The organism is Cellulomonas algicola (assembly GCF_003851725.1).
Lineage (GTDB): Bacteria > Actinomycetota > Actinomycetes > Actinomycetales > Cellulomonadaceae > Cellulomonas > Cellulomonas algicola.
Map to the genome: position 1 here is coordinate 1 of NZ_BHYL01000121.1, position 18,627 is coordinate 18,627.

Consider the following 18,627-nt stretch of genomic DNA (forward strand, 5'->3'; position numbering starts at 1 on the left):
CGCCCGACCGCCGCCCCCGAGCCGGCCGCCGAGGTCGCGCCGCCCGTCGCGGACGAGGCGACCGACGCCGAGGACGAGGTCGACGAGACCGCCGAGGGCGCCGACGCCGCGACCGCCGAGGGTGGCGAGACCGCGCAGGACACCGCTGCCGCACCGGCGCTCGACGTGCTCGCGGCGCTCGCCGACGTCCGTCCGGCCGAGCCGCAGGCCCCCACGAGCCCTCGGCTCGCGACGACCGCGCTGCTGTTCCAGGCGCCCGACCCGGCCGCCGCACGTCCGCGCCGCCGCCGCGCGCAGGCCAGCGCCGGCTCCCCGGAGGAGATCTCCGAGGCCGCGCGCCGCGCCGAGCGTGAGGCTGCGGAGGCGGCCGAGGTCGCAGCCGCCGTCGACGCGTCGCCGGAGAGCATCGACGCCGAGACCGTGACGACCGACGCCGTGACGGTCGAGGCCGCGGAGAGCGAGCGGGCCGAGCGCCCGTCCCGCCGCCGGGGTCGCCGCGGCCGTGGTGCCGCGCCGACACCCGTCGAGGTGGCCGAGGCCCTCGAGGAGGAGGGCGACACCGTCGTGCCGTCCGACGCGGGCGACGTCGAGGACCACGCGGACGACCAGGCCGTCGACGACCAGACCGACGAGGCCACCGACGAGCAGGGCGACGACCAGGGCGAGGGGGCCGGCCAGCGCCGTCGCCGCCGTCGCGGCGGTCGCGGGCGCCGCAACCGCGGCGACGCGGGCGAGCAGGACCAGGACGCCCCGGCCGACGCCGACGCCGACGCCGAGGACGAGGACGCCGAGTCGCAGGACGCCGACGCGGACGACACGGACGCCGAGGGTGACCAGGGCGGGTCGAGCCGTCGGCGTCGCCGCCGTCGGCGGGGCGGCCGCGGCGACGCGGGCGAGCCCGAGCGTCCGTCGCGCCGCTCCGCGAGCGACGAGGTCACCGCGCTGCGCGGGTCGACGCGCCTGGAGGCGAAGCGCCAGCGTCGTCGTGAGGGCCGCGACGCGGGCCGGCGCCGGCAGATCATCACCGAGGCCGAGTTCCTGGCCCGTCGTGAGTCGGTCGAGCGGACCATGGTCGTGCGCGAGCGTGCGAACCGCACGCAGATCGCGGTGCTCGAGGACGGCGTGCTCGTCGAGCACTACGTGTCGAACCAGGCGCAGACGTCGATGGTCGGCAACGTGTACCTCGGCCGCGTGCAGAACGTGCTGCCGAGCATGGAGGCCGCGTTCGTCGACGTCGGCAAGGGCCGCAACGCCGTGCTGTACGCGGGTGAGGTCAACTGGGACGCCGCGGGTCTCGAGGGGCAGCCGCGCCGTATCGAGCAGGCGTTGAAGTCCGGCGACTCGGTGCTCGTCCAGGTCACCAAGGACCCGATCGGCCACAAGGGTGCACGTCTGACGTCGCAGGTCACGCTCGCGGGCCGCTACCTCGTGTTCGTCCCCGGCGGCGGCATGACCGGGATCAGCCGCAAGCTGCCCGACACCGAGCGCAACCGCCTCAAGAAGATCCTGCGCGAGGTCGTCCCGGACTCGGCGGGCGTCATCGTGCGCACCGCGGCCGAGGGTGCCTCGGAGGAGGAGCTGCGCGCCGACGTCGCCCGCCTGCAGGGGCAGTGGGAGGCCATCGAGAAGAAGGCGAAGACCGCGTCGGCCCCCGCACTGCTCCAGGGCGAGCCAGACATGGCGATCCGCGTGGTCCGCGACATCTTCAACGACGACTTCTCGTCGCTGGTCGTCCAGGGCGACGACGCGTGGTCGACGATCTCGTCGTACATCGACGAGCTCGCGCCTGACCTGGCGCAGAAGGTCTCCAAGTGGACCGGCACGCAGGACGTCTTCACCGTGCACCGGGTCGACGAGCAGCTCGCGAAGGGCATGGACCGCAAGGTCTGGCTGCCGTCGGGCGGCTCGCTCGTCATCGACCGCACCGAGGCGATGACGGTCGTCGACGTCAACACCGGCAAGTTCACGGGCTCGGGCGGCACGCTCGAGGAGACCGTGACGCGCAACAACCTGGAAGCGGCGGAGGAGATCGTCCGCCAGCTCCGGCTGCGGGACATCGGCGGCATCATCGTCATCGACTTCATCGACATGGTCCTCGAGTCCAACCGTGACCTCGTGCTGCGCCGGCTCGTCGAGTGCCTGGGTCGCGACCGCACGAAGCACCAGGTCGCCGAGGTGACGTCGCTGGGCCTCGTCCAGATGACCCGCAAGCGGGTCGGCCAGGGCCTCGTCGAGGCCTTCTCCGAGACGTGCGAGCACTGCCACGGCCGCGGCTTCATCGTCCACGAGGAGCCGGTCGAGAAGAACGGCCGCCCGGACGCCGGCGCCCAGCAGGCCGCCGCGCCCGTCGAGGCCGGCGAGTCGAAGCGGTCGCGCCGCAAGCGCGGTGCCAAGGAGCCCGCCCCCGTGACGCCGCACCCCGGCGTGCCGGTGCTGCCCGAGGCACGCGAGGCCGTGAAGGCGACGCTCGCGACGATCGCGGCTGCCGCTGCGCACGCGCACGAGCACCACCACGAGGCCGACGGTCACGCCGAGGGGCACCACGCGGACGCGCCGGTCGTCGACGACGCGGTGGCCGGTGACGGCGTCGCGGTGGTCGTCGACGAGACGGTCGAGGTGCGCGAGAGCGTCGTGGTCGTCGAGGACGCCGTCGAGGAGCTCGCCGCGGCGGAGGCCGCGCCGGGCACCACGGGCGGCCCGGCCGACCAGCCGGTGCTCGACGTCCTCGCGGCGCTGGCCGCGAGCGGGGTCGCCCCGGCGGGTGCGCCGAGCACCGCCGAGGTCGACGAGACCGCGGCCCCGGAGGCCGAGGCCGCCGACGAGCCGCTCGAGCTCACCCCCGTGTCGCCCGACCTCTTCGAGGACGCCGGCGACGACGAGGAGCCCGCGGAGACGACGCAGGACTGATCGCCGGCGCCGGACCACCGGCACCGCTCACGACGACGCCCGCACCGACCTCCGGTGCGGGCGTCGTCGTCGCTGCGGCTGCGCCGTCAGCGCCGGGTGCGGCCGTCGCGTGCGTCGTCGTCCTCCCGGCCACGGCTCGCGCGCTCGCGCAGCTCGCGGCCCCGGCGGACGTCCTCGGCGGCCTTCGCGGCCTTCTTGTCGCTCGCCTTGGTGTCGCGCGCGGGGAGCTGGATCGTCTCCTCGGCCTCGATGCCGCCCTGCAGCTCGCGGCCCCGTTCGAGCTCGGCGTCGAGCTCGGCGCCGAACAGCAGCGCGAGGTTGCTGATCCACAGCCACAGCAGGAACACGACGACGCCCGCGAGCGAGCCGTACGTCGCGTCGTAGGACGCGAAGGTCGTGACGTAGAAGCCGAACGCGACGGACGCGACGACCCACACGATCAGCGCGACGGTCGCGCCGACGCTGATCCAGCGGAACTTCGGCTGTCGCACGTTGGGCGTGCCGTGGTAGAGCAGCGCGATCGCGATGACGACGAGCGCGACCACGACGGGCCACTTGAGCACGTTCCAGACGGTCACGGCGGTGTCGCTGAGCCCGACCGCGTCGCCGATGGTCCGCGCGACCGGTCCGGACAGGACCATCGCGGCGACGATCAGCACGGCGATCACGACGAGCACGAGCGTGATGAGGAGGATCACCGGGCGCAGCTTCCAGATCGGCCGGCCCTCCTCGACCTCGTACACGCGGTTCATGCCGCGCCCGAACGCCGCGACGTAGCCCGAGGCGGACCACAGCGCGAGCAGCACGCCGAGGATCAGAGCCAGCCCTGCCTTGGTGTTGGACGTCGCGGCCTCGACGATCGGCTGCACCGTCTCGGCGGCCTGGTCGGGCGCGCCGAGGTCGCCCACGAGGTCCATGACACGGTTGAGCGTCTGCTCGGGGTCGCCGACGAGGCCGAGCACCGACACGACGGCCAGCAGCGCGGGCGCGATCGCCAGCACCGCGTAGTAGGTGAGCGCCGCGGCCTGGTCCGTGCACTCGTCGGCCAGGAACTCGCGGAACGTCTTGCGCGCGACGTACTTCCACGACGGCTTGTGGATGTCGCCGACGGAGTCGGGCTTGCGCGGGTCTTCGGGTTCAGGTGCGGCCTCGGTGGTGCTGCGGCTGCGGGACGGGTCCTGGGACACGACGCCTCCTGGGGGACGCGGCGGCTGCGGGACGCCTCTCGCCCGACTGGTCCGACCTGGCGAGGCTAGGTCGGCGCACCTGCCGCCGCATCCGGACGCGGACGCCCTGCACGTCGATCGCGCGCACCGGTCACCGCGGTGCTCAGGAGGCGGTGACCGCGAGGTCGTCGCGCCGCTCCGGGCGCACCCCGGCGACCCGGTCCTCGATGCGCACCAACCACCGGTCGCGACGCGCGGGGGAGACGTCGGCCACGCGCGGATGGCTGAGCCAGCGCGCGGGGACGCCCATCTTCTGCCAGACGCCGCGCACCGACGCCTTCTGGACGGTGTTGCCGAACAGCCAGCGGTAGGCGGGGCCTGGCGTGGTCATGGTCGTGGCGACGGTGACGCGGCGCAGTCGTCCGAACCGCGCGCGCGGGAGCCCGAGGATGCCGTCGTCGTACGCCCAGCCGGGCACGAGCACCTTGTCGTAGAACCCCTTCATCACGGCCGGCGCGGTCTCCCACCACACGGGGTGCACGAGCACGAGGTGGTCGGTCGCGTCGATGCGGGCCTGCAGGTCGAGCACCAGCGGGTCGACGGTGCGGTGCTCGCGCCACGCGGCGAGGTCGGTGCGGCGCATGACCGGGTCGAAGCCGAGGGCGTCGAGGTCGAGGACCTCGGCCTCGTGGCCCGCCCGCCGTGCACCCCGCTCGGCGGCGTGGGCGAGCGCGTGGCAGAAGCTCCCCTCGTAGGGGTGGTTGACGACGACCGTCGTGCGCATGAAGACCTCCTGAACGTTGTTCACTGAACGATGTTCAGGTTGCGTTGAACGACGTTCAGTTGTCAAGGTGGTGCAGCGCGGGGCGGTCCCGCGGCAGGGCGGACGGCAGCGGAGGTGCGTTGGTCCAGCGACTCGACCGCGACCGGATCGTCCGGCGCGCGCTCGACCTCCTCGACGAGGTCGGTCTCGACGGCCTCACCCTGCGCCGCCTCGCGGGGGACCTCGGTGTCCAGGTGGCGGCTCTCTACTGGCACGTGCCCAGCAAGGCGGCGCTGCTCGACGAGATGGCCACGACCATGCTGCGCGACCTCATCGACGCCGCCGGGCCGGAGATGCGCGACCTCGTCGGCGAGCCGTGGCAGGACTGCGTGCGCGTCTCCGCCGACCGCTTCCGGGCCGCGCTCCTCGGTCGTCGCGACGGAGCCCGTGTCTTCAGCGGCACGTACGTCACCGACGAGCGCCTGCGCGGCTGGGTCGAGCTGCCGATGTCGATCCTCGTCGACGCCGGGTTCGGCGAGCAGGACGCGACCCGCGCGTGGTCGACGCTGCTGGCGTTCGTCGTCGGGTTCGTGGTCGAGGAGCAGGGCCGGCCCGACGGCGACGACGCCGCCGACGCGCGCTTCGCGTTCGGGGTGGACCTCGTCGTGCGCGGGTTGGAGTCGCGGCTCGCAGCCCCGGCGGTGTGACCAGCGTCGCCCCCCGCCGCGGTTTGACCCTGGCTCACACGGTCCGTACCCTAGAACGTCGGCGCGTCGTGTGCGCGCTGGTCATGTGTGCCGCCGCAACGGCGTCGACGCGACTCCCCTCGGACCGGGCCCCCGGACGCTGCGGGACGTGCGCGGGCGCAGGCAGGCACCGGCAGACTTTTGACCGAGCAGTTCGACGAGCAGAGATGAGCAGCAACGTGGTGTACGCGATCGTGAAGGCTGGCGGCCGCCAGGAGAAGGTCGCCGTGGGCGACGTCGTCGTCGTCGACCGCCTCGCCGCGCAGGCCGGCTCCACCGTCGAGCTGACGGCTCTGCTCCTCGTGGACGGCGAGAAGGTCACCACCGACGCCGCGGCGCTGGCCAAGGTGAAGGTGACGGCGGAGGTCGTGCGGGACGAGAAGGGTCCCAAGATCGACATCCTCAAGTACAAGAACAAGACCGGTTACCGCAAGCGCCAGGGTCACCGCCAGCAGCTGACCCGCATCAAGGTCACCGGCATCAAGTGAGCTTCCCCGCGGCGCACTGACGCCGCGGCCCCCGACTTTCGCAGCAGCTAGAGAGCAGGTTCGTCATGGCACACAAGAAGGGCGCGAGCTCCTCGCGCAACGGTCGCGACTCCAACGCGCAGCGCCTCGGCGTCAAGCGCTTCGGCGGTCAGGTCGTCAAGGCCGGCGAGATCATCGTCCGCCAGCGCGGCACGCACTTCCACCCCGGCAACAACGTGGGCCGTGGCGGCGACGACACGCTCTTCGCGCTGGCCGCGGGTGCCGTCACGTTCGGCACGCGTCGTGGCCGCAAGGTCATCGACATCGTGGCCGTCGAGGCCTGACGACCGCTCAGCAGTCGACGAAGGGGCGCACCGGTGCGGTGCGCCCCTTCGTCGTGTGACGATCACGAGAGCGCTCCGGTGAGGGCCGGGGCCGGACAGGAGGACAGCCGTGGCGACGTTCGTCGACCGGGTCGTGCTGCACGCGACCGGCGGTGACGGTGGGCACGGGTGTGCGTCCATCCACCGTGAGAAGTTCAAGCCGCTCGCCGGCCCCGACGGGGGCAACGGCGGCAACGGCGGCTCGGTGATCCTGGAGGTCGACCCCCAGGTCACGACGCTGCTCGAGTTCCACCACCTGCCGCACCGGCACGCGCCGTCCGGCACGCAGGGCATGGGCGACCACCGGTCCGGCTCGACCGGGCAGGACCTCGTGCTCGGCGTGCCCGACGGCACCGTCGTCAAGGGCACCGACGGCGAGGTCCTCGCGGACCTCGTCGGCCTCGGTGCGCGCTTCGTCGTCGCGGCCGGCGGCCGTGGCGGGCTGGGCAACGCCGCCCTCGCGTCGCAGCGGCGCAAGGCGCCGGGCTTCGCGCTGCTCGGCGAGCCGGGTGACGCGCTCGACGTCGTCCTCGAGCTCAAGACCATCGCCGACGTCGCGCTCGTCGGGTACCCGTCGGCGGGCAAGTCGAGCCTGGTCGCGGCGATCTCCGCCGCGCGGCCCAAGATCGCCGACTACCCGTTCACCACGCTCGTGCCGAACCTCGGCGTCGTGCAGGCCGGGTCGTCCCGCTACACCGTCGCCGACGTCCCGGGGCTCATCCCGGGCGCGTCGCAGGGGCGTGGGCTCGGGCTGGAGTTCCTCCGCCATATCGAACGCTGCGCGGTGATCGTGCACGTGCTCGACTGCGCGACGCTCGAGCCCGACCGTGACCCGATCTCCGACCTCGACGTCATCGAGTCCGAGCTCGCGGCCTACGCCGGTGACCTCGGGATCGAGGGTGGGCGCGTCCCGCTGGCCGAGCGCCCGCGCATCGTCGTGCTCAACAAGATCGACGTGCCCGAGGCGCGCGACCTCGCCGACATGGTCAAGCCCGAGCTCGAGGCGCGCGGCCTGCCCGTGTTCGAGATCTCGACGGCCAGCCACGAGGGCCTGCGCCCGCTCACGTTCGCGCTCGCCGAGCGCGTCGAGCGGGCCCGTCGCGAGGCTCCGGTGCCCGAGGCCACGCGCGTGGTGCTCCGGCCCAAGGCCGTCGACGACTCCGGGTTCACCGTCACGCGACGCGAGGGCGGCGGCGCCGTCTGGTTCGCCGTGCGCGGCGAGAAGCCCGAGCGCTGGGTCCGGCAGACCGACTTCTCCAACGACGAGGCCGTCGGCTACCTCGCCGACCGGCTCGCGCGGCTCGGCGTCGAGGACGCGCTGTACTCGGCCGGCGCGGTCGCGGGGGACGAGGTGCGGATCGGTCCGGACACCAACGCGGTCGTGTTCGACTGGGAGCCCACGCTCATGACGGGCGCCGAGCTGCTCGGTGGCCCGCGCGGATCCGACGTCCGCCTCGAGGACCGGTCGCGCCCGACCCGTGGCGAGAAGCGGCAGGAGTACCGCGAGCGCATGGACGCCAAGACCGCGGCCCGGGACGAGCTGTGGTCCGAGCGCGAGCACGGCGTCTGGACGGACCCGGACGCGGACTGACGCCGAGCGCGAGCACGGCGTCCGGACCGACCCGGACGCGGACTGACGCCGAGCGCGAGCACGGCGTCCGGACCGACCCGGAGGCGGACTGACGCCGAGCGCGAGCACGGCGTCCGGACGGACCCGGACGCGGGACGACGCGTGACCCGCGGGGCGGGTTCGCGCCCACCACGGTGCGGGCGGCGTCCGGCGCGCGGATGCGTCCGCGGCGATGCGGGGTCGCCGGGGCAGAATGCCGACGTGAGCGCCGCACCCCTGCACGACCGCCAGCAGCTGCCCGCCGCCGCGCGGGTGGTCGTCAAGGTGGGGTCGTCGTCGCTCACGAGCCCGGACGGGCGCCTCGACCCCGAGCGGCTGCGTGCGCTCGTCGACGTGCTGGCCGAGCGGCGGAACGCCGGCGGGCAGGTCGTGCTCGTGTCGTCGGGGGCCATCGCGGCGGCCATCGGTCCGCTCGGGCTGTCGGCGCGGCCCCGGGACCTCGCGACGCAGCAGGCCGCCGCGTCGGTCGGGCAGGGTCTGCTCGTCGCGCACTACACGAAGGCGTTCGCGGACCACGGGCTCCGTGTCGGGCAGGTGCTGCTGACCGCGGAGGACACGGTGCGGCGCGGGCACTACCGCAACGCGCACCGGTCGCTGACCCGGCTCCTCGACCTCGGCGTGGTGCCGATCATCAACGAGAACGACGCGGTCGCGACGGACGAGATCCGGTTCGGCGACAACGACCGGCTCGCGGCGCTCGTGTCGCACCTGGTGCACGCGGACGCGCTCGTGCTGCTCACGGACGTCGACGCGCTGTACACGGGACCGCCGTCGCGGCCGGGGTCGCGTCGGCTCACGCACGTCGCCGGACCGCGGGACCTGGACGGCGTCGACGTGTCGTCACGCGGCAGTGCCGTGGGCACGGGCGGCATGGTGACGAAGCTCGAGTCGGTCGCGATCGCGACGCAGTCGGGCATCCCGGTGGTGCTGACGTCGGCGGGCCAGGCGCGTGCCGCGCTCACGGGCGACGACGTCGGGACGTGGTTCGCCGCGACGGGCCGGCGGTCGTCGATCCGGTTGCTGTGGCTCGCGCACGCGGCGCGGACGCGCGGGCGGCTCGTGCTCGACGAGGGCGCCGTGCGGGCGGTCGTCGAACGGCGGACGTCGCTCCTGCCCGCGGGCGTCACGGGTGTCGAGGGGACGTTCGACGCGGGCGACCCCGTCGAGATCGTCGGGCCCGACGGGACCGTCGTCGCGCGCGGGCTCGTCGCGTACGCGTCGGACGAGGTGCCCGACCTGCTGGGCCGCACGACGTCGGACCTGCGGGACGACCTCGGTCCGGGCTACGACCGCGAGCTCGTGCACCGCGACGACCTGGTCCTGGTCAGGCGTCGGCGGGTGGCGGCCGAGCGCTGAGCGCGCCGCGCACCACCGCGCACCGCCCGCGCGACGCCCTTTCGTGACGACGCGCGGGGCGGGAGCGCCGTCGTGGCCGCTCCCGCCCCTCGTGCGGTCGGTCGCCCGGTCAGTCGAGCCAGGCGGTCGTCAGCTGGTCGAGCCGCGAGTCCGCGCCGAGCTCGACGCCGTGCACGTCGGGCGACAGGCCGAGGTACGTCGTCAGCTCGTGCACGGGCAGGACCCAGTGCTGCGAGACGAGGCGTTCCTGGGCCTCCGCGAGGACCGCGTCACGCGCCGCCGGGTCGCTGGTCGCCAGCTGCTCCTGCAGCAGGCCCTCGAGCTCGGGGTCGTCGATCCGGTAGTAGTTCGTCGCCGCGGTCGAGTACTGCGTGCGCAGCACGTCGCCGTCGGCGCGGGACAGGTTGCCCCACACGAGGTCGAACTCGCCGGACTTGAGCTTCGCCTGGAAGTCCGGGACGGCGCCCGACCACAGGGTGACGTCGATGCCGACCGCCTTGAGCTCGGCCTGGAGCAGCTCGACGGACGTCTGGTTCGGCGAGAAGTTCGTGATCCAGACGAGCGTCGGCGCGAGGCGCACGCCGTCCTTCGCGTAGATGCCGTCGGCACCCTTCTCCCAGCCCGCGTCCTCGAGCACCTCGGCGGCCTTCGCGGGGTCGGAGTCGAGGTGCTCGCTCACGTCGGCGACACCCGGCGTGGTGCTCGCGAGCACGCTGGTGGCGACGGCGAACCCGTCCGTGAGCGCGGTGTCGCGCACCTCGGTCGGGTCGATCGCGAGGCCGATCGCCTCCCGGACGGCCGGGTCGCTGCCCAGCGTGGACGCGCCGTTGAACGTGAGGCCGAACGTGATGCCGGGGTTGGCGCGGTGGACGAGCGGGAAGCCCGACTGCTCGAGAGTCGCGATGTCGGTCGGCTGGACGCCGCCGATGACCTGGACCTGGCCCGACGTGAGCGAGCCCGTGCGGACGCTCGCCTCGGGTGCGACCTGGAACGTCACGGAGTCCACGTGCGGGGCACCGGCGTCGGTGCGGGCCTCAGGTGCCCACGCGTAGTCGTCGCGGGCCTCGAGGACCGTCTCGGTGTCCTTCGTGTAGTGGTCGAGCACGAACGGTCCGGTGCCGACGACGGCCGCGCCGTCCGCGCGGTCGTCGAACGGCACGGCGATCGTCGACGCGGCCACGACACCGAGCGCGACCGTGCTCACGGCCTGCGGGAACGCGGCGTTCGGGGTGCCGAACGCGACCGTCACGGTGTGCTCGTCGACGACCGTCGTGCCCGTGTAGCCGACGAACGACGGCGCCGCGCTGCTCTTGGCACCCGCGGCGACGATGTCGTCGAACGTCGCCTTGACCGACTCCGCGGTGAGGGGCGTGCCGTCGGAGAACGTCACGTCGTCGCGGAGCGTGAAGGTGTGCTCGGTGGCGTCGTCGTTCGACGACCACCCGGTCGCGAGCCACGGCTCGAGCGAGCCGTCCGCCGGGTCCTGCCACAGCAGCGAGTCGACGAGCTGGCGCGTCACGTAGAGCGTGTCGTTGCCCGAGCCGGTGCCGGACGGGTTGAGCGAGATCGGGTCGTTGCCGATCGCGAACACGAGGTCGCCGCCGTCGACGGGACCGCTCGACCCGGATGCGGACGGCTCAGTGCCCTCGGGGGAGCCGGAGCTGCACGCGGCCAGCGCGAGGCCGAGCGCGAGGGCGGAGGCTGCGACGCGCAGGACGTGCGTGCGAGCAGGGGACGGGGACTGCGACATGGGGTCTCTCCAGGATGGGGCGGGGGCGGTGGCGCGCTCAGCGCCGGGGGCGGCGACGGCCGGGACAACAGGCGGTCATCGCTCACCTCCTCGGAGCTCGGCCCGCACGGACGTGCCGGGGATCGCCTCGAGCAGCTCGGTCGTGTACGGGTGGGAGGGGCGCGCGAACACCTTCTCGACGTCGCCCTGCTCGACGACCCGCCCGTGCCGCAGCACGACGACGTCGTGCGCGACCTGCCGCACGACCGCGAGGTCGTGCGAGATGAACAGGTAGGAGACGGCCAGGTCGCGCTGGAGGTCGGCGAGCAGGTCGAGGATCTGCGCCTGGACCGACACGTCGAGCGCGGAGACCGGCTCGTCGAGCACGACGATGTCGGGCCGCACGGACAGCGCCCGAGCGATCGCGACGCGCTGGCGCTGGCCGCCGGACAGCTCGGCGGGGCGGCGCTGCAGCGCCGAGGCGGGGAGTGCGACGAGGTCGAGCAGCTCGGCGGCGCGCGCGGCACGTTCCCGGCGGTCGCCCACCCGGAACGCGCGCAGCGGCTCGGTGACGATCCGCTCGACGGTCCAGCGGGGGTCGAGCGACGCGTAGGGGTTCTGCTGCACGACCTGGAGCCGGCGTCGCAGCGCACGGAGCTGCGTGCCGCGGGCACGCGTCACGTCGGTGCCGTCGACCTGGACCGTGCCGGCCGTCGGCTCGGTGAGCCGCAGCGCGAGCCGGGCGGTCGTCGACTTGCCGGACCCCGACTCGCCGACGAGCGCGAGCGTGCGACCGCGCGGGACCGCGAAGGACACGTCGGCGACGGCTCGCAGGACGCCGGTGCCCGCGCCGCTGGTCCGGGGCAGCGGGAAGTCCTTGACCAGGCCGCGCACCTCGAGCGCGGGCGGGCCGGGCGTGCGGGGAGGCGTGCCGGTCGTCGTGGCGCGTGCCCCAGGGGCGGGCGACGACGGGACGGGCGTCGCACGGCGCGCTCCCCGCAGCGACGGCGCCGCTGCGAGGAGCGCGCGCGTGTACGCCTCGCGCGGCGACCCGAGGACCTCGTCGGGCGTGCCCGTCTCGACGACGCGGCCGCGCGACATCACGACGATGCGGTCGGCCCGGTCGGCGGCGACGCCGAGGTCGTGCGTGATGAGCAGGACGCCGGTGCCGGTCGCCGCGGTCAGCTCGTCGAGGTGGTCGAGGATCCGGCGCTGGACGGTGACGTCGAGCGCGCTCGTCGGCTCGTCGGCGACGAGCAGGCGCGGCTGGGCGACGAGCGCGATCGCGATGAGCACGCGCTGCCGCATGCCGCCCGAGAGCTCGTGCGGGTACTGCCGGGCGCGCAGCTCGGGCTCGGGCAGGCCCGTGCGGCGCAGCGCCTCGACGGCCTGGCGGGCGGCTCCGCGGCGGTCGGCCAGCCCGTGCACGACGAGCGCCTCGGCGACCTGGTCGCCGACCCGCGTGACGGGGTTGAGCGACACGGTCGGGTCCTGCGGGACGAGCCCGACGAGCGCGCCGCGGACGGTGCGCAGCACGCGCGGCGACGCGGTCGCGAGGTCGTGGCCGAGCAGGTCGATCGTGCCCGACGTGATGCGTGCGGCGGGCGCGAGCAGGCGGACGACAGCCGCGGCGGTCGTCGACTTGCCCGAGCCGGACTCGCCGACGACGGCGACGGTCTCGCCCGCGTCGACGTGCAGCGAGACGTCGCGCACGGCGTGCACGTCGCCGCGCCGGGTGCGGTAGGAGACCGCGAGGTCGCGGACCGTGAGCAGGCGCTCGGCAGCAGGCACGTCCGCGGCACGCGAAACGGGGGTCGTGGCGGTCATCGGGCCCTCCCGGGGTCGCCGTCGAGCGCGCGGGAGAGGCGTCCCGCGGCGAGCACGGTCGCGACGATGACGAGGCCGGGGAGCGTCGTCAGCCACCACGAGGTGCGCAGGAAGTCGCGTCCGCCCGCGACGAGCGCCCCCCACTCGGGTGCGGGCGGCGGTTCGCCGTAGCCGAGGAACGACAGGGACGAGACCGCGAGGACCGCACCGCCCAGCTCGAGGGCGGCCAGCACGACGACGGGTCCGACGGAGTTGGGCAGGACGTGCCCGAACAGCACGGTCCACCAGCGGCTGCCGCCCGCCTGCGACGCCTCGACGAAGCCGGAGGTCCGCACGCGCAGCACCTCGGACCGCATGATGCGCGAGACCGCCGCGACGTTCGCGATGCCGACGGCGATCGCGACGTTGACCGAACCGAAGCCGAGCACCGTGATGAGCGCGAGGGACAGCAGCAGCGCCGGGATGGAGAGGAGGACGTCGACGACCCGCATCGCGACGTCGTCGACGAGACCGCCGACGAACCCCGCGGCCAGTCCGACCAGCGCGCCCACGACGAGCCCGACGAGCACCGCGACGAGAGCCGCCCGCAGGGTCAGCGGCGTGCCGTGCACGACCCGCGTGTACAGGTCGCGACCGAGCTGGTCGGTGCCGAACCAGTGCGCGGCCGACGGCGGCTGCAGCTTGTCCGCGGGCACCCCGACGAGCGGGTCGCCCGGCGCGAGGAGCGACGGCGCGAACGCCGCCACGACCACCGCCACGGACCACAGCAGCGCGAGCACGAGCCCGGGCCGACGGACCAGGTCCTCGAGCCGGGAGCGCCACGGGTTGCGGTGCGTGAGCTCGTCGTCGTGCTCGCGGACGGCGTCGGCGAACCGGTCGGCGGCCGTCGCGGTGAAGTCGTCGGCGCGCGTGCCCGGGTCGAGCGCGGTGGGGACGAACCCGTCGGGGCGCGACGGGCTCGAGCCCGTGAGGCTGTCGATCGTGCTCACCGCGCACCTCCGGCGGGGACGGCGTGGGCGTGCTCCGCCGGCGCGGTGCTCGGCGGTCGCGTGGCGTGCTCGTCGGCGGCCGGCCGGCCCGCGTCGTCGGGCTCGGCTGTGACGCCCGCCGCACGCCCACCCGTGACGATGCGCGGGTCGAGCAGCGGGTAGACGACGTCGACGAGCAGGTTGGTGAGCACGTAGACCGTCGCGGCGACGAGGACGACGCCCTGGACGACGGGGATGTCCTGCGCGGCCACCGACGTCGCCGTGAGGCGCCCGAGCCCGGCACGGGAGAACACGGTCTCGGTGACGACGGCCCCGGACAGCAGCCCGCCGACGACGAGGCCGGTCGCGGTGAGCGCGGGCAGGGCCGCGTTGCGCAGCGCGTGCCGCAGGTGCACGCGCACCCGGCCCGCACCCTTGGCGAGTGCGGTGTCGACGTACGGCTCGCGCAGGGTGTGCAGCAGGCTGCGTGACAGCAGCTGCGCGATGATCGCGGACGTCGGGAGCGCGAGCGTGACCGCCGGGAGCACGATCGACGCGAACCCCTGGTTGCCGAGCGCGGGGAAGATCGGCAGCTGGAACGAGAACCACTGCACGAGCGTCAGGCCGAACCAGAACGACGGGATCGCGACGCCGAGCGGCGGCAGCGACAGCAGGAACCCCGCGAGCGCGCGGTGGCGGGTCGCGGTCGCGACGACCGCGAGCGTCCCGCCGCCGACGACCGCGAGCAGCAGCGCGGCCCCCGCGATCGCGGCGGTGGGCGGGATCGCCTGGGCGAGGAGCGTCGTGACCGGCTGCTTGCTCACGACGGACGTGCCGAGGTCGCCGCGCACCGCGTCGAGCAGCTGCGTCAGGTACTGCACGGGCAGCGGCTGGTCGAGCCCGTACTCGGCGCGCAGCGCGTCGAGCTGCTCGGGGGTCACGTCGGTCGAGTCGCCGCCGTACATGATCGACACGGGGTCGCCGGGGAGCGCGTAGAGCACGACGAAGGACACGGTGTACGCCGCCCACAGCACGAGCACGGCGAGGCCGAGCCGGCGGGCGAGGTACCGCGTCACGGCGTCACCGCCGGGGCGTGCGGCGCGGGCGTCATGGGGTGCTCCTTCGGTGCGCGGGACGGTGCGCGCGTCGGTCGTCCGTGCTTGCACGACGGGGGTGCCGTGCCGGGTCATCACCTGGAGCACCCCGCCACGTCCGGAGGGTTGCTGCCCGACCAGCCAGGGCTTGTCGTCGGGTCTCGTGACCGGCGGGAAACGTAGGAAGGGGTCGCACCGGGGTCAATGGTCGATCCCCCGCGTCTCACGATCCGGACGTTCGGCCGGGAGCAGTGGTTCGCCCTCGGGGCGTGTTCATGCGGGACTCCGGCCGAGGCGGCCCGACGGCCAGGCGCACACGCACCGGTGCTCGAGGAACGCGATCCCGCATCGCGAGACGCGTGGCAGGACCCGTTGACCCGTCCGGGACCGCCACCTACGTTCGCGGCTCGCGTCGCCGTCAGGCTCGGCTGGCGACGCGGCACCCCGCGGTGCACCCGAGCACCTGCCCCCGGCGTCGCCCGCCTGGGGGCACCCGCCGCCCACGGAGGCGACCCACCATGACGACGTCCAGCCGCTGGACCACCGCGCCGACGCCGGCACCGCGCGTCTGTCGCGCCTGTCGCCGCTGACGGCACCCGCCGCTGACGGCACCCGCCGGTGACGGCACCCGCCGCCAGGCGACCTGCGACGCGACGTCGTGCCCCGCTCTCCACCCGCCGACGCCCGCCGTCGTCCCACGCACCCGCCGAGACGGCGAGGCGCGTCCCCGCTCGTCCCCGCACACGACCGCCGCGCGCCCGCGCGCGCGTCGTCCACCGCCCACCGCCCGCCGCCCCAGGAGCCGCCGCCATGGCCGCCGTCGACCTCGCCGCACCACCGGGTCCCTCCGTGACCCCCACCGTGCTCACCCGCGTCCGCGCGCTGCGCCCACCCGTGAGCCCGCGCTACCTCGCGGGCCGCGTCGCCACCGGTCTCGTCGCCGTGTGGGGTGCCGCGACGCTCGTCTTCTTCGCGCTCTACTCGACGGGCAACCCCGCGCTGCTGCTCGTCCCGCCGGACGCACCCCCGGACGAGGTCGAGCGACTGACCGCGCTCATGGGGTTCGACCGCCCGGTGCCCGTGCAGTACGTGTCGTTCCTCGGGCAGGTCGTGCGCGGCGACTTCCCCGACTCGATCCGGTACGGCTCCGACCCCGTCGCGATCGCCCTCGGCCGGCTCCCCGCGAGCATCGAGCTGGGGCTCGTCGGTCTGACCATCGGGGTCGTCGTCGGCGGCGTCATCGGCTTCGTGTCCGCGACCTCGCGTTCGGCATGGCTGCGCCGCGTGCCGCTGAGCGTCGCGGTCGCGCTCGACGGCATCCCGACGTTCTTCTTCGGCATCCTCGCGACACTCGTGCTCGCCGTCTGGCTCGGCTGGCTGCCGGCGACCGGGGCGACCGGCCCCGCCGCGATCGTGCTGCCGGGGCTCACGCTCGGCGTCGCGTTCGTGCCGGCCGTGGCGCGCGTCTTCCGGACCGCGCTCGTCGACGTGCTCCAGGCCGACCACGTCCGGACCGCCCGGGCCAAGGGCCTGTCGCGCGGCCGGCTCGTGCGCCGGCACGTCGTCGGCAACTCGCTCGGCACGACTCTCAACGTCGTCGGCATCCAGGCCGGCGTGCTGCTCGGCGGCGCCGTGGTCACCGAGTCGATCTTCGGCTGGCCCGGGATCGGCCAGCTCTCCGTCAACGCGGTGCAGAACCGCGACTACCCGCTCGTCATCGTGTGCGTCCTGGTCATCGCCGTCGGGTTCGTCCTCGTGAACCTGCTCGTCGACGTCCTGGCCGCCGTCGTCGAACCGAGGCTCCGCTCATGACCGCCGTCGCCACCGTCCTCGTCGAGGAGCAGGCCACCCACGACACCCGCCGCGCGTCCCGCACGCTCGGGGCGTCCGGCTGGGTCGGTGCCGCCCTGCTCGGGCTCGTCGTCGCCGTGACTCTCGCCGCGCCGCTGCTCGTCACCGACCCGCTCGCGCAGGACTTCACCGCGATCCTGCAGCCGCCGTCGGCCGCGCACCCCTTCGGCACTGACGAGCTCGGCCGCGACCTGCTGGCCCGGACGGTGTTCGGCGGTCGGACCGCGCTCGCCGTCACAGCCGTCGCGACGCTCGTCGCCGCGGTGCTCGGGCTCGGTCTCGCCGTCGGCGGGGCGCTGTTCGGCGGCGCGGTCGACGCGGTCGCGTCACGCCTCGCGGACGTTCAGCTCGCGGTGCCGACCATCGTGCTCGCGATCGTCATCCTGTCGTTCGTCGGCAACGCGTTCGTCCCCCTCGTCACCGTGCTGGTCCTCGGGGCGTGGGTGCTGACCTTCCGCGTCATCCGCGGTCACGCCCGGGCCGTCGTCCGGCAGCCGTTCGTCGAGGCCGCGCGCGTCGCCGGCGCCGGTCGCGGTGCCGTCGCGTGGCGGCACCTGCTGCCGAGCGTCCTGCCGCTGTTCTTCGTCGCCGTCACCCTCAGCGCGTCCGCCGTCCTGCTGCTCGAGTCGAGCCTCGGCTTCCTCGGCCTCGGGGTGCAGCCGCCCGAGGCCGACTGGGGCCAGATGGTCGCCGCCGGCCAGGCGCGCCTCGCGACCGCCCCGTGGCTCTCGCTGTTCCCCGGCGTCGCGCTGATCGTCACCATCGTCGCCCTCCAGCTGCTCGGCGACGCCCTCGCGGAGCGCACCGGGACCGGGCGCGCCGGACAAGGAGTCGCCCGATGAGCCTCGACCTCGCACCCGCCGTCACCACCGCGCCCGTCGCCGTCGGCGACCCCGTGCTCGCGGTGCGCGACCTCGTCGTCGGCCTCCCCGCCGACCGTCGCCACCGGCCGGACGACGTGCCGCTGGTCCGCGGCGTCGACCTCGCCGTGCACGCCGGCCAGAGCGTCGGGCTCGTGGGGGAGTCGGGGTCCGGCAAGACGCTCACCGCGCTCGCCGTCGCCGGGCTGCTGCCCTGGGGCGTCGACGTGCTGCGCGGCACCGTCGACGTGAGCGGACGCGACGTGCTCGCGCTGCCCCGCGTGACGCCCGCGCCCACCTGAGCGACCAGGTCGGCGTGGTGTTCCAGAACCCCACACCGTCGCTCAACCCGCGGCTGCGCATCCGCGCCCAGCTCGCCGAGGCGCTGCCCGCCGGTACGCCGCGCCACGAGCGGCGCGCGCGGGTCGCCGAGCTCCTCCGGCTCGTCGGGATCGACGACGTCGACAAGACGCTCGCCGCGTTCCCGCACGAGCTGTCGGGCGGGCTCAACCAGCGCGTCGTGATCGCGACGGCGCTCGCCCGGTCGCCCCGTCTGCTCGTCGCCGACGAGCCGACGACCGCGCTCGACGTGTCCGTGCAGGCGCAGGTGCTCGACCTCGTCGACGACCTGCGCGAGCGGCTCGGGCTCGGCGTGCTCCTGGTGAGCCACGACATCGGCGTCGTCGCCGACCGCACCGAGCACGTGCACGTGATGTCCGACGGGGTGGTCGTCGAGTCCGGGCCGACCGCGCGCGTGCTCGCCGACCCGCAGCACGCGTACACGCAGCGGCTGCTCGCGGCGGTGCCGAGCCGGCTCACGCGGCCGGCGGTCCCGACGTCGCCCGCGCGGGCCGCGGCCGGCCCGGCACAGGGCGCGGTC

16 protein-coding genes and 1 riboswitch are annotated in these 18,627 nt (G+C 74.6%); of the genes, 10 read left to right on the forward strand and 6 right to left on the reverse strand.

Annotated features, from left to right (window positions below; translation table 11 throughout):
* Positions 1–2,907: Rne/Rng family ribonuclease (locus tag CTKZ_RS08920; RefSeq protein WP_148090475.1), on the forward strand; the 2,907-nt coding region annotated here is incomplete at its 5' end.
* Between the two features lie 86 nt (positions 2,908–2,993).
* On the opposite strand, the gene CTKZ_RS08925 is transcribed toward CTKZ_RS08920, so the two are convergent.
* Positions 2,994–4,094: a YihY/virulence factor BrkB family protein gene (locus CTKZ_RS08925; RefSeq protein ID WP_124342622.1), complete on the reverse strand. Its 1,101-nt coding sequence runs from the start codon at positions 4,092–4,094 to the stop codon at positions 2,994–2,996.
* Positions 4,095–4,236: 142 nt separating this feature from the next.
* Positions 4,237–4,881 (reverse strand): NAD(P)H-dependent oxidoreductase, encoded by a 645-nt coding sequence (locus CTKZ_RS08930; RefSeq protein WP_124342623.1) that lies wholly within the window; start codon positions 4,879–4,881, stop codon positions 4,237–4,239.
* A 95-nt stretch (positions 4,882–4,976) separates the two neighbouring features.
* Here CTKZ_RS08930 and CTKZ_RS08935 point away from each other — a divergent pair, with 95 nt between their 5' ends.
* The 5 genes from CTKZ_RS08935 to proB all read left to right on the forward strand — a co-directional run bounded on the left by CTKZ_RS08935 (position 4,977) and on the right by proB (position 9,418).
* Positions 4,977–5,543, forward strand: coding sequence for a TetR/AcrR family transcriptional regulator C-terminal domain-containing protein (locus CTKZ_RS08935; RefSeq protein WP_124342624.1), 567 nt, complete (start codon positions 4,977–4,979; stop codon positions 5,541–5,543).
* Between the two features lie 218 nt (positions 5,544–5,761).
* On the forward strand, positions 5,762–6,070 hold the full coding sequence (gene rplU, locus CTKZ_RS08940; protein WP_200829687.1) for a 50S ribosomal protein L21: 309 nt from the start codon (positions 5,762–5,764) through the stop codon (positions 6,068–6,070).
* A 65-nt stretch (positions 6,071–6,135) separates the two neighbouring features.
* The gene (gene rpmA, locus CTKZ_RS08945) at positions 6,136–6,393 is read left to right on the forward strand and encodes a 50S ribosomal protein L27 (RefSeq protein WP_124342626.1); all 258 of its coding nucleotides are present in this window, start codon (positions 6,136–6,138) and stop codon (positions 6,391–6,393) included.
* A 109-nt stretch (positions 6,394–6,502) separates the two neighbouring features.
* Positions 6,503–8,023 carry a GTPase ObgE gene (gene obgE, locus CTKZ_RS08950; protein ID WP_124342627.1) on the forward strand — a complete coding sequence of 507 codons (1,521 nt, stop codon included), beginning with the start codon at positions 6,503–6,505 and terminating at the stop codon, positions 8,021–8,023.
* A gap of 240 nt (positions 8,024–8,263) precedes the next feature.
* Positions 8,264–9,418, forward strand: coding sequence for a glutamate 5-kinase (gene proB, locus CTKZ_RS08955; RefSeq protein ID WP_124342628.1), 1,155 nt, complete (start codon positions 8,264–8,266; stop codon positions 9,416–9,418).
* Positions 9,419–9,527: 109 nt separating this feature from the next.
* Here the strand turns inward: proB and CTKZ_RS08960 are convergent, their stop codons facing one another.
* The 4 genes from CTKZ_RS08960 to CTKZ_RS08975 form a co-directional block, all read right to left on the reverse strand.
* Entirely contained in the window at positions 9,528–11,168 is a 1,641-nt protein-coding gene (locus tag CTKZ_RS08960; RefSeq protein WP_124342629.1) for an ABC transporter substrate-binding protein, read from the reverse strand.
* A 75-nt stretch (positions 11,169–11,243) separates the two neighbouring features.
* On the reverse strand, positions 11,244–12,974 hold the full coding sequence (locus CTKZ_RS08965; RefSeq protein WP_124342630.1) for a dipeptide ABC transporter ATP-binding protein: 1,731 nt from the start codon (positions 12,972–12,974) through the stop codon (positions 11,244–11,246).
* A complete protein-coding gene (locus CTKZ_RS08970) occupies positions 12,971–13,963 on the reverse strand; it encodes an ABC transporter permease (RefSeq protein WP_124342631.1) in 993 nt (330 codons plus the stop codon). Before CTKZ_RS08970 ends, CTKZ_RS08965 begins: the two co-directional genes overlap by 4 nt.
* Complete coding sequence (locus tag CTKZ_RS08975) at positions 13,960–15,018, reverse strand: ABC transporter permease (protein ID WP_124342632.1); 1,059 nt, start codon at positions 15,016–15,018, stop codon at positions 13,960–13,962. Before CTKZ_RS08975 ends, CTKZ_RS08970 begins: the two co-directional genes overlap by 4 nt.
* Before the next feature lie 75 nt (positions 15,019–15,093).
* Positions 15,094–15,205: riboswitch (SAM riboswitch) on the reverse strand.
* Positions 15,206–15,846: 641 nt separating this feature from the next.
* Here CTKZ_RS08975 and CTKZ_RS08980 point away from each other — a divergent pair.
* From CTKZ_RS08980 to CTKZ_RS08995, 4 genes are all read left to right on the forward strand, one after another.
* A complete protein-coding gene (locus tag CTKZ_RS08980; RefSeq protein WP_124342633.1) occupies positions 15,847–16,848 on the forward strand; it encodes an ABC transporter permease in 1,002 nt (333 codons plus the stop codon).
* A complete protein-coding gene (locus CTKZ_RS08985; RefSeq protein ID WP_124342634.1) occupies positions 16,845–17,729 on the forward strand; it encodes an ABC transporter permease in 885 nt (294 codons plus the stop codon). Before CTKZ_RS08980 ends, CTKZ_RS08985 begins: the two co-directional genes overlap by 4 nt.
* A complete protein-coding gene (locus CTKZ_RS08990; protein WP_124342635.1) occupies positions 17,726–18,049 on the forward strand; it encodes an ATP-binding cassette domain-containing protein in 324 nt (107 codons plus the stop codon). Before CTKZ_RS08985 ends, CTKZ_RS08990 begins: the two co-directional genes overlap by 4 nt.
* Positions 18,050–18,066: 17 nt before the next feature.
* Positions 18,067–18,627: ATP-binding cassette domain-containing protein (locus CTKZ_RS08995; RefSeq protein ID WP_148090476.1), on the forward strand; the 561-nt coding region annotated here is incomplete at its 3' end.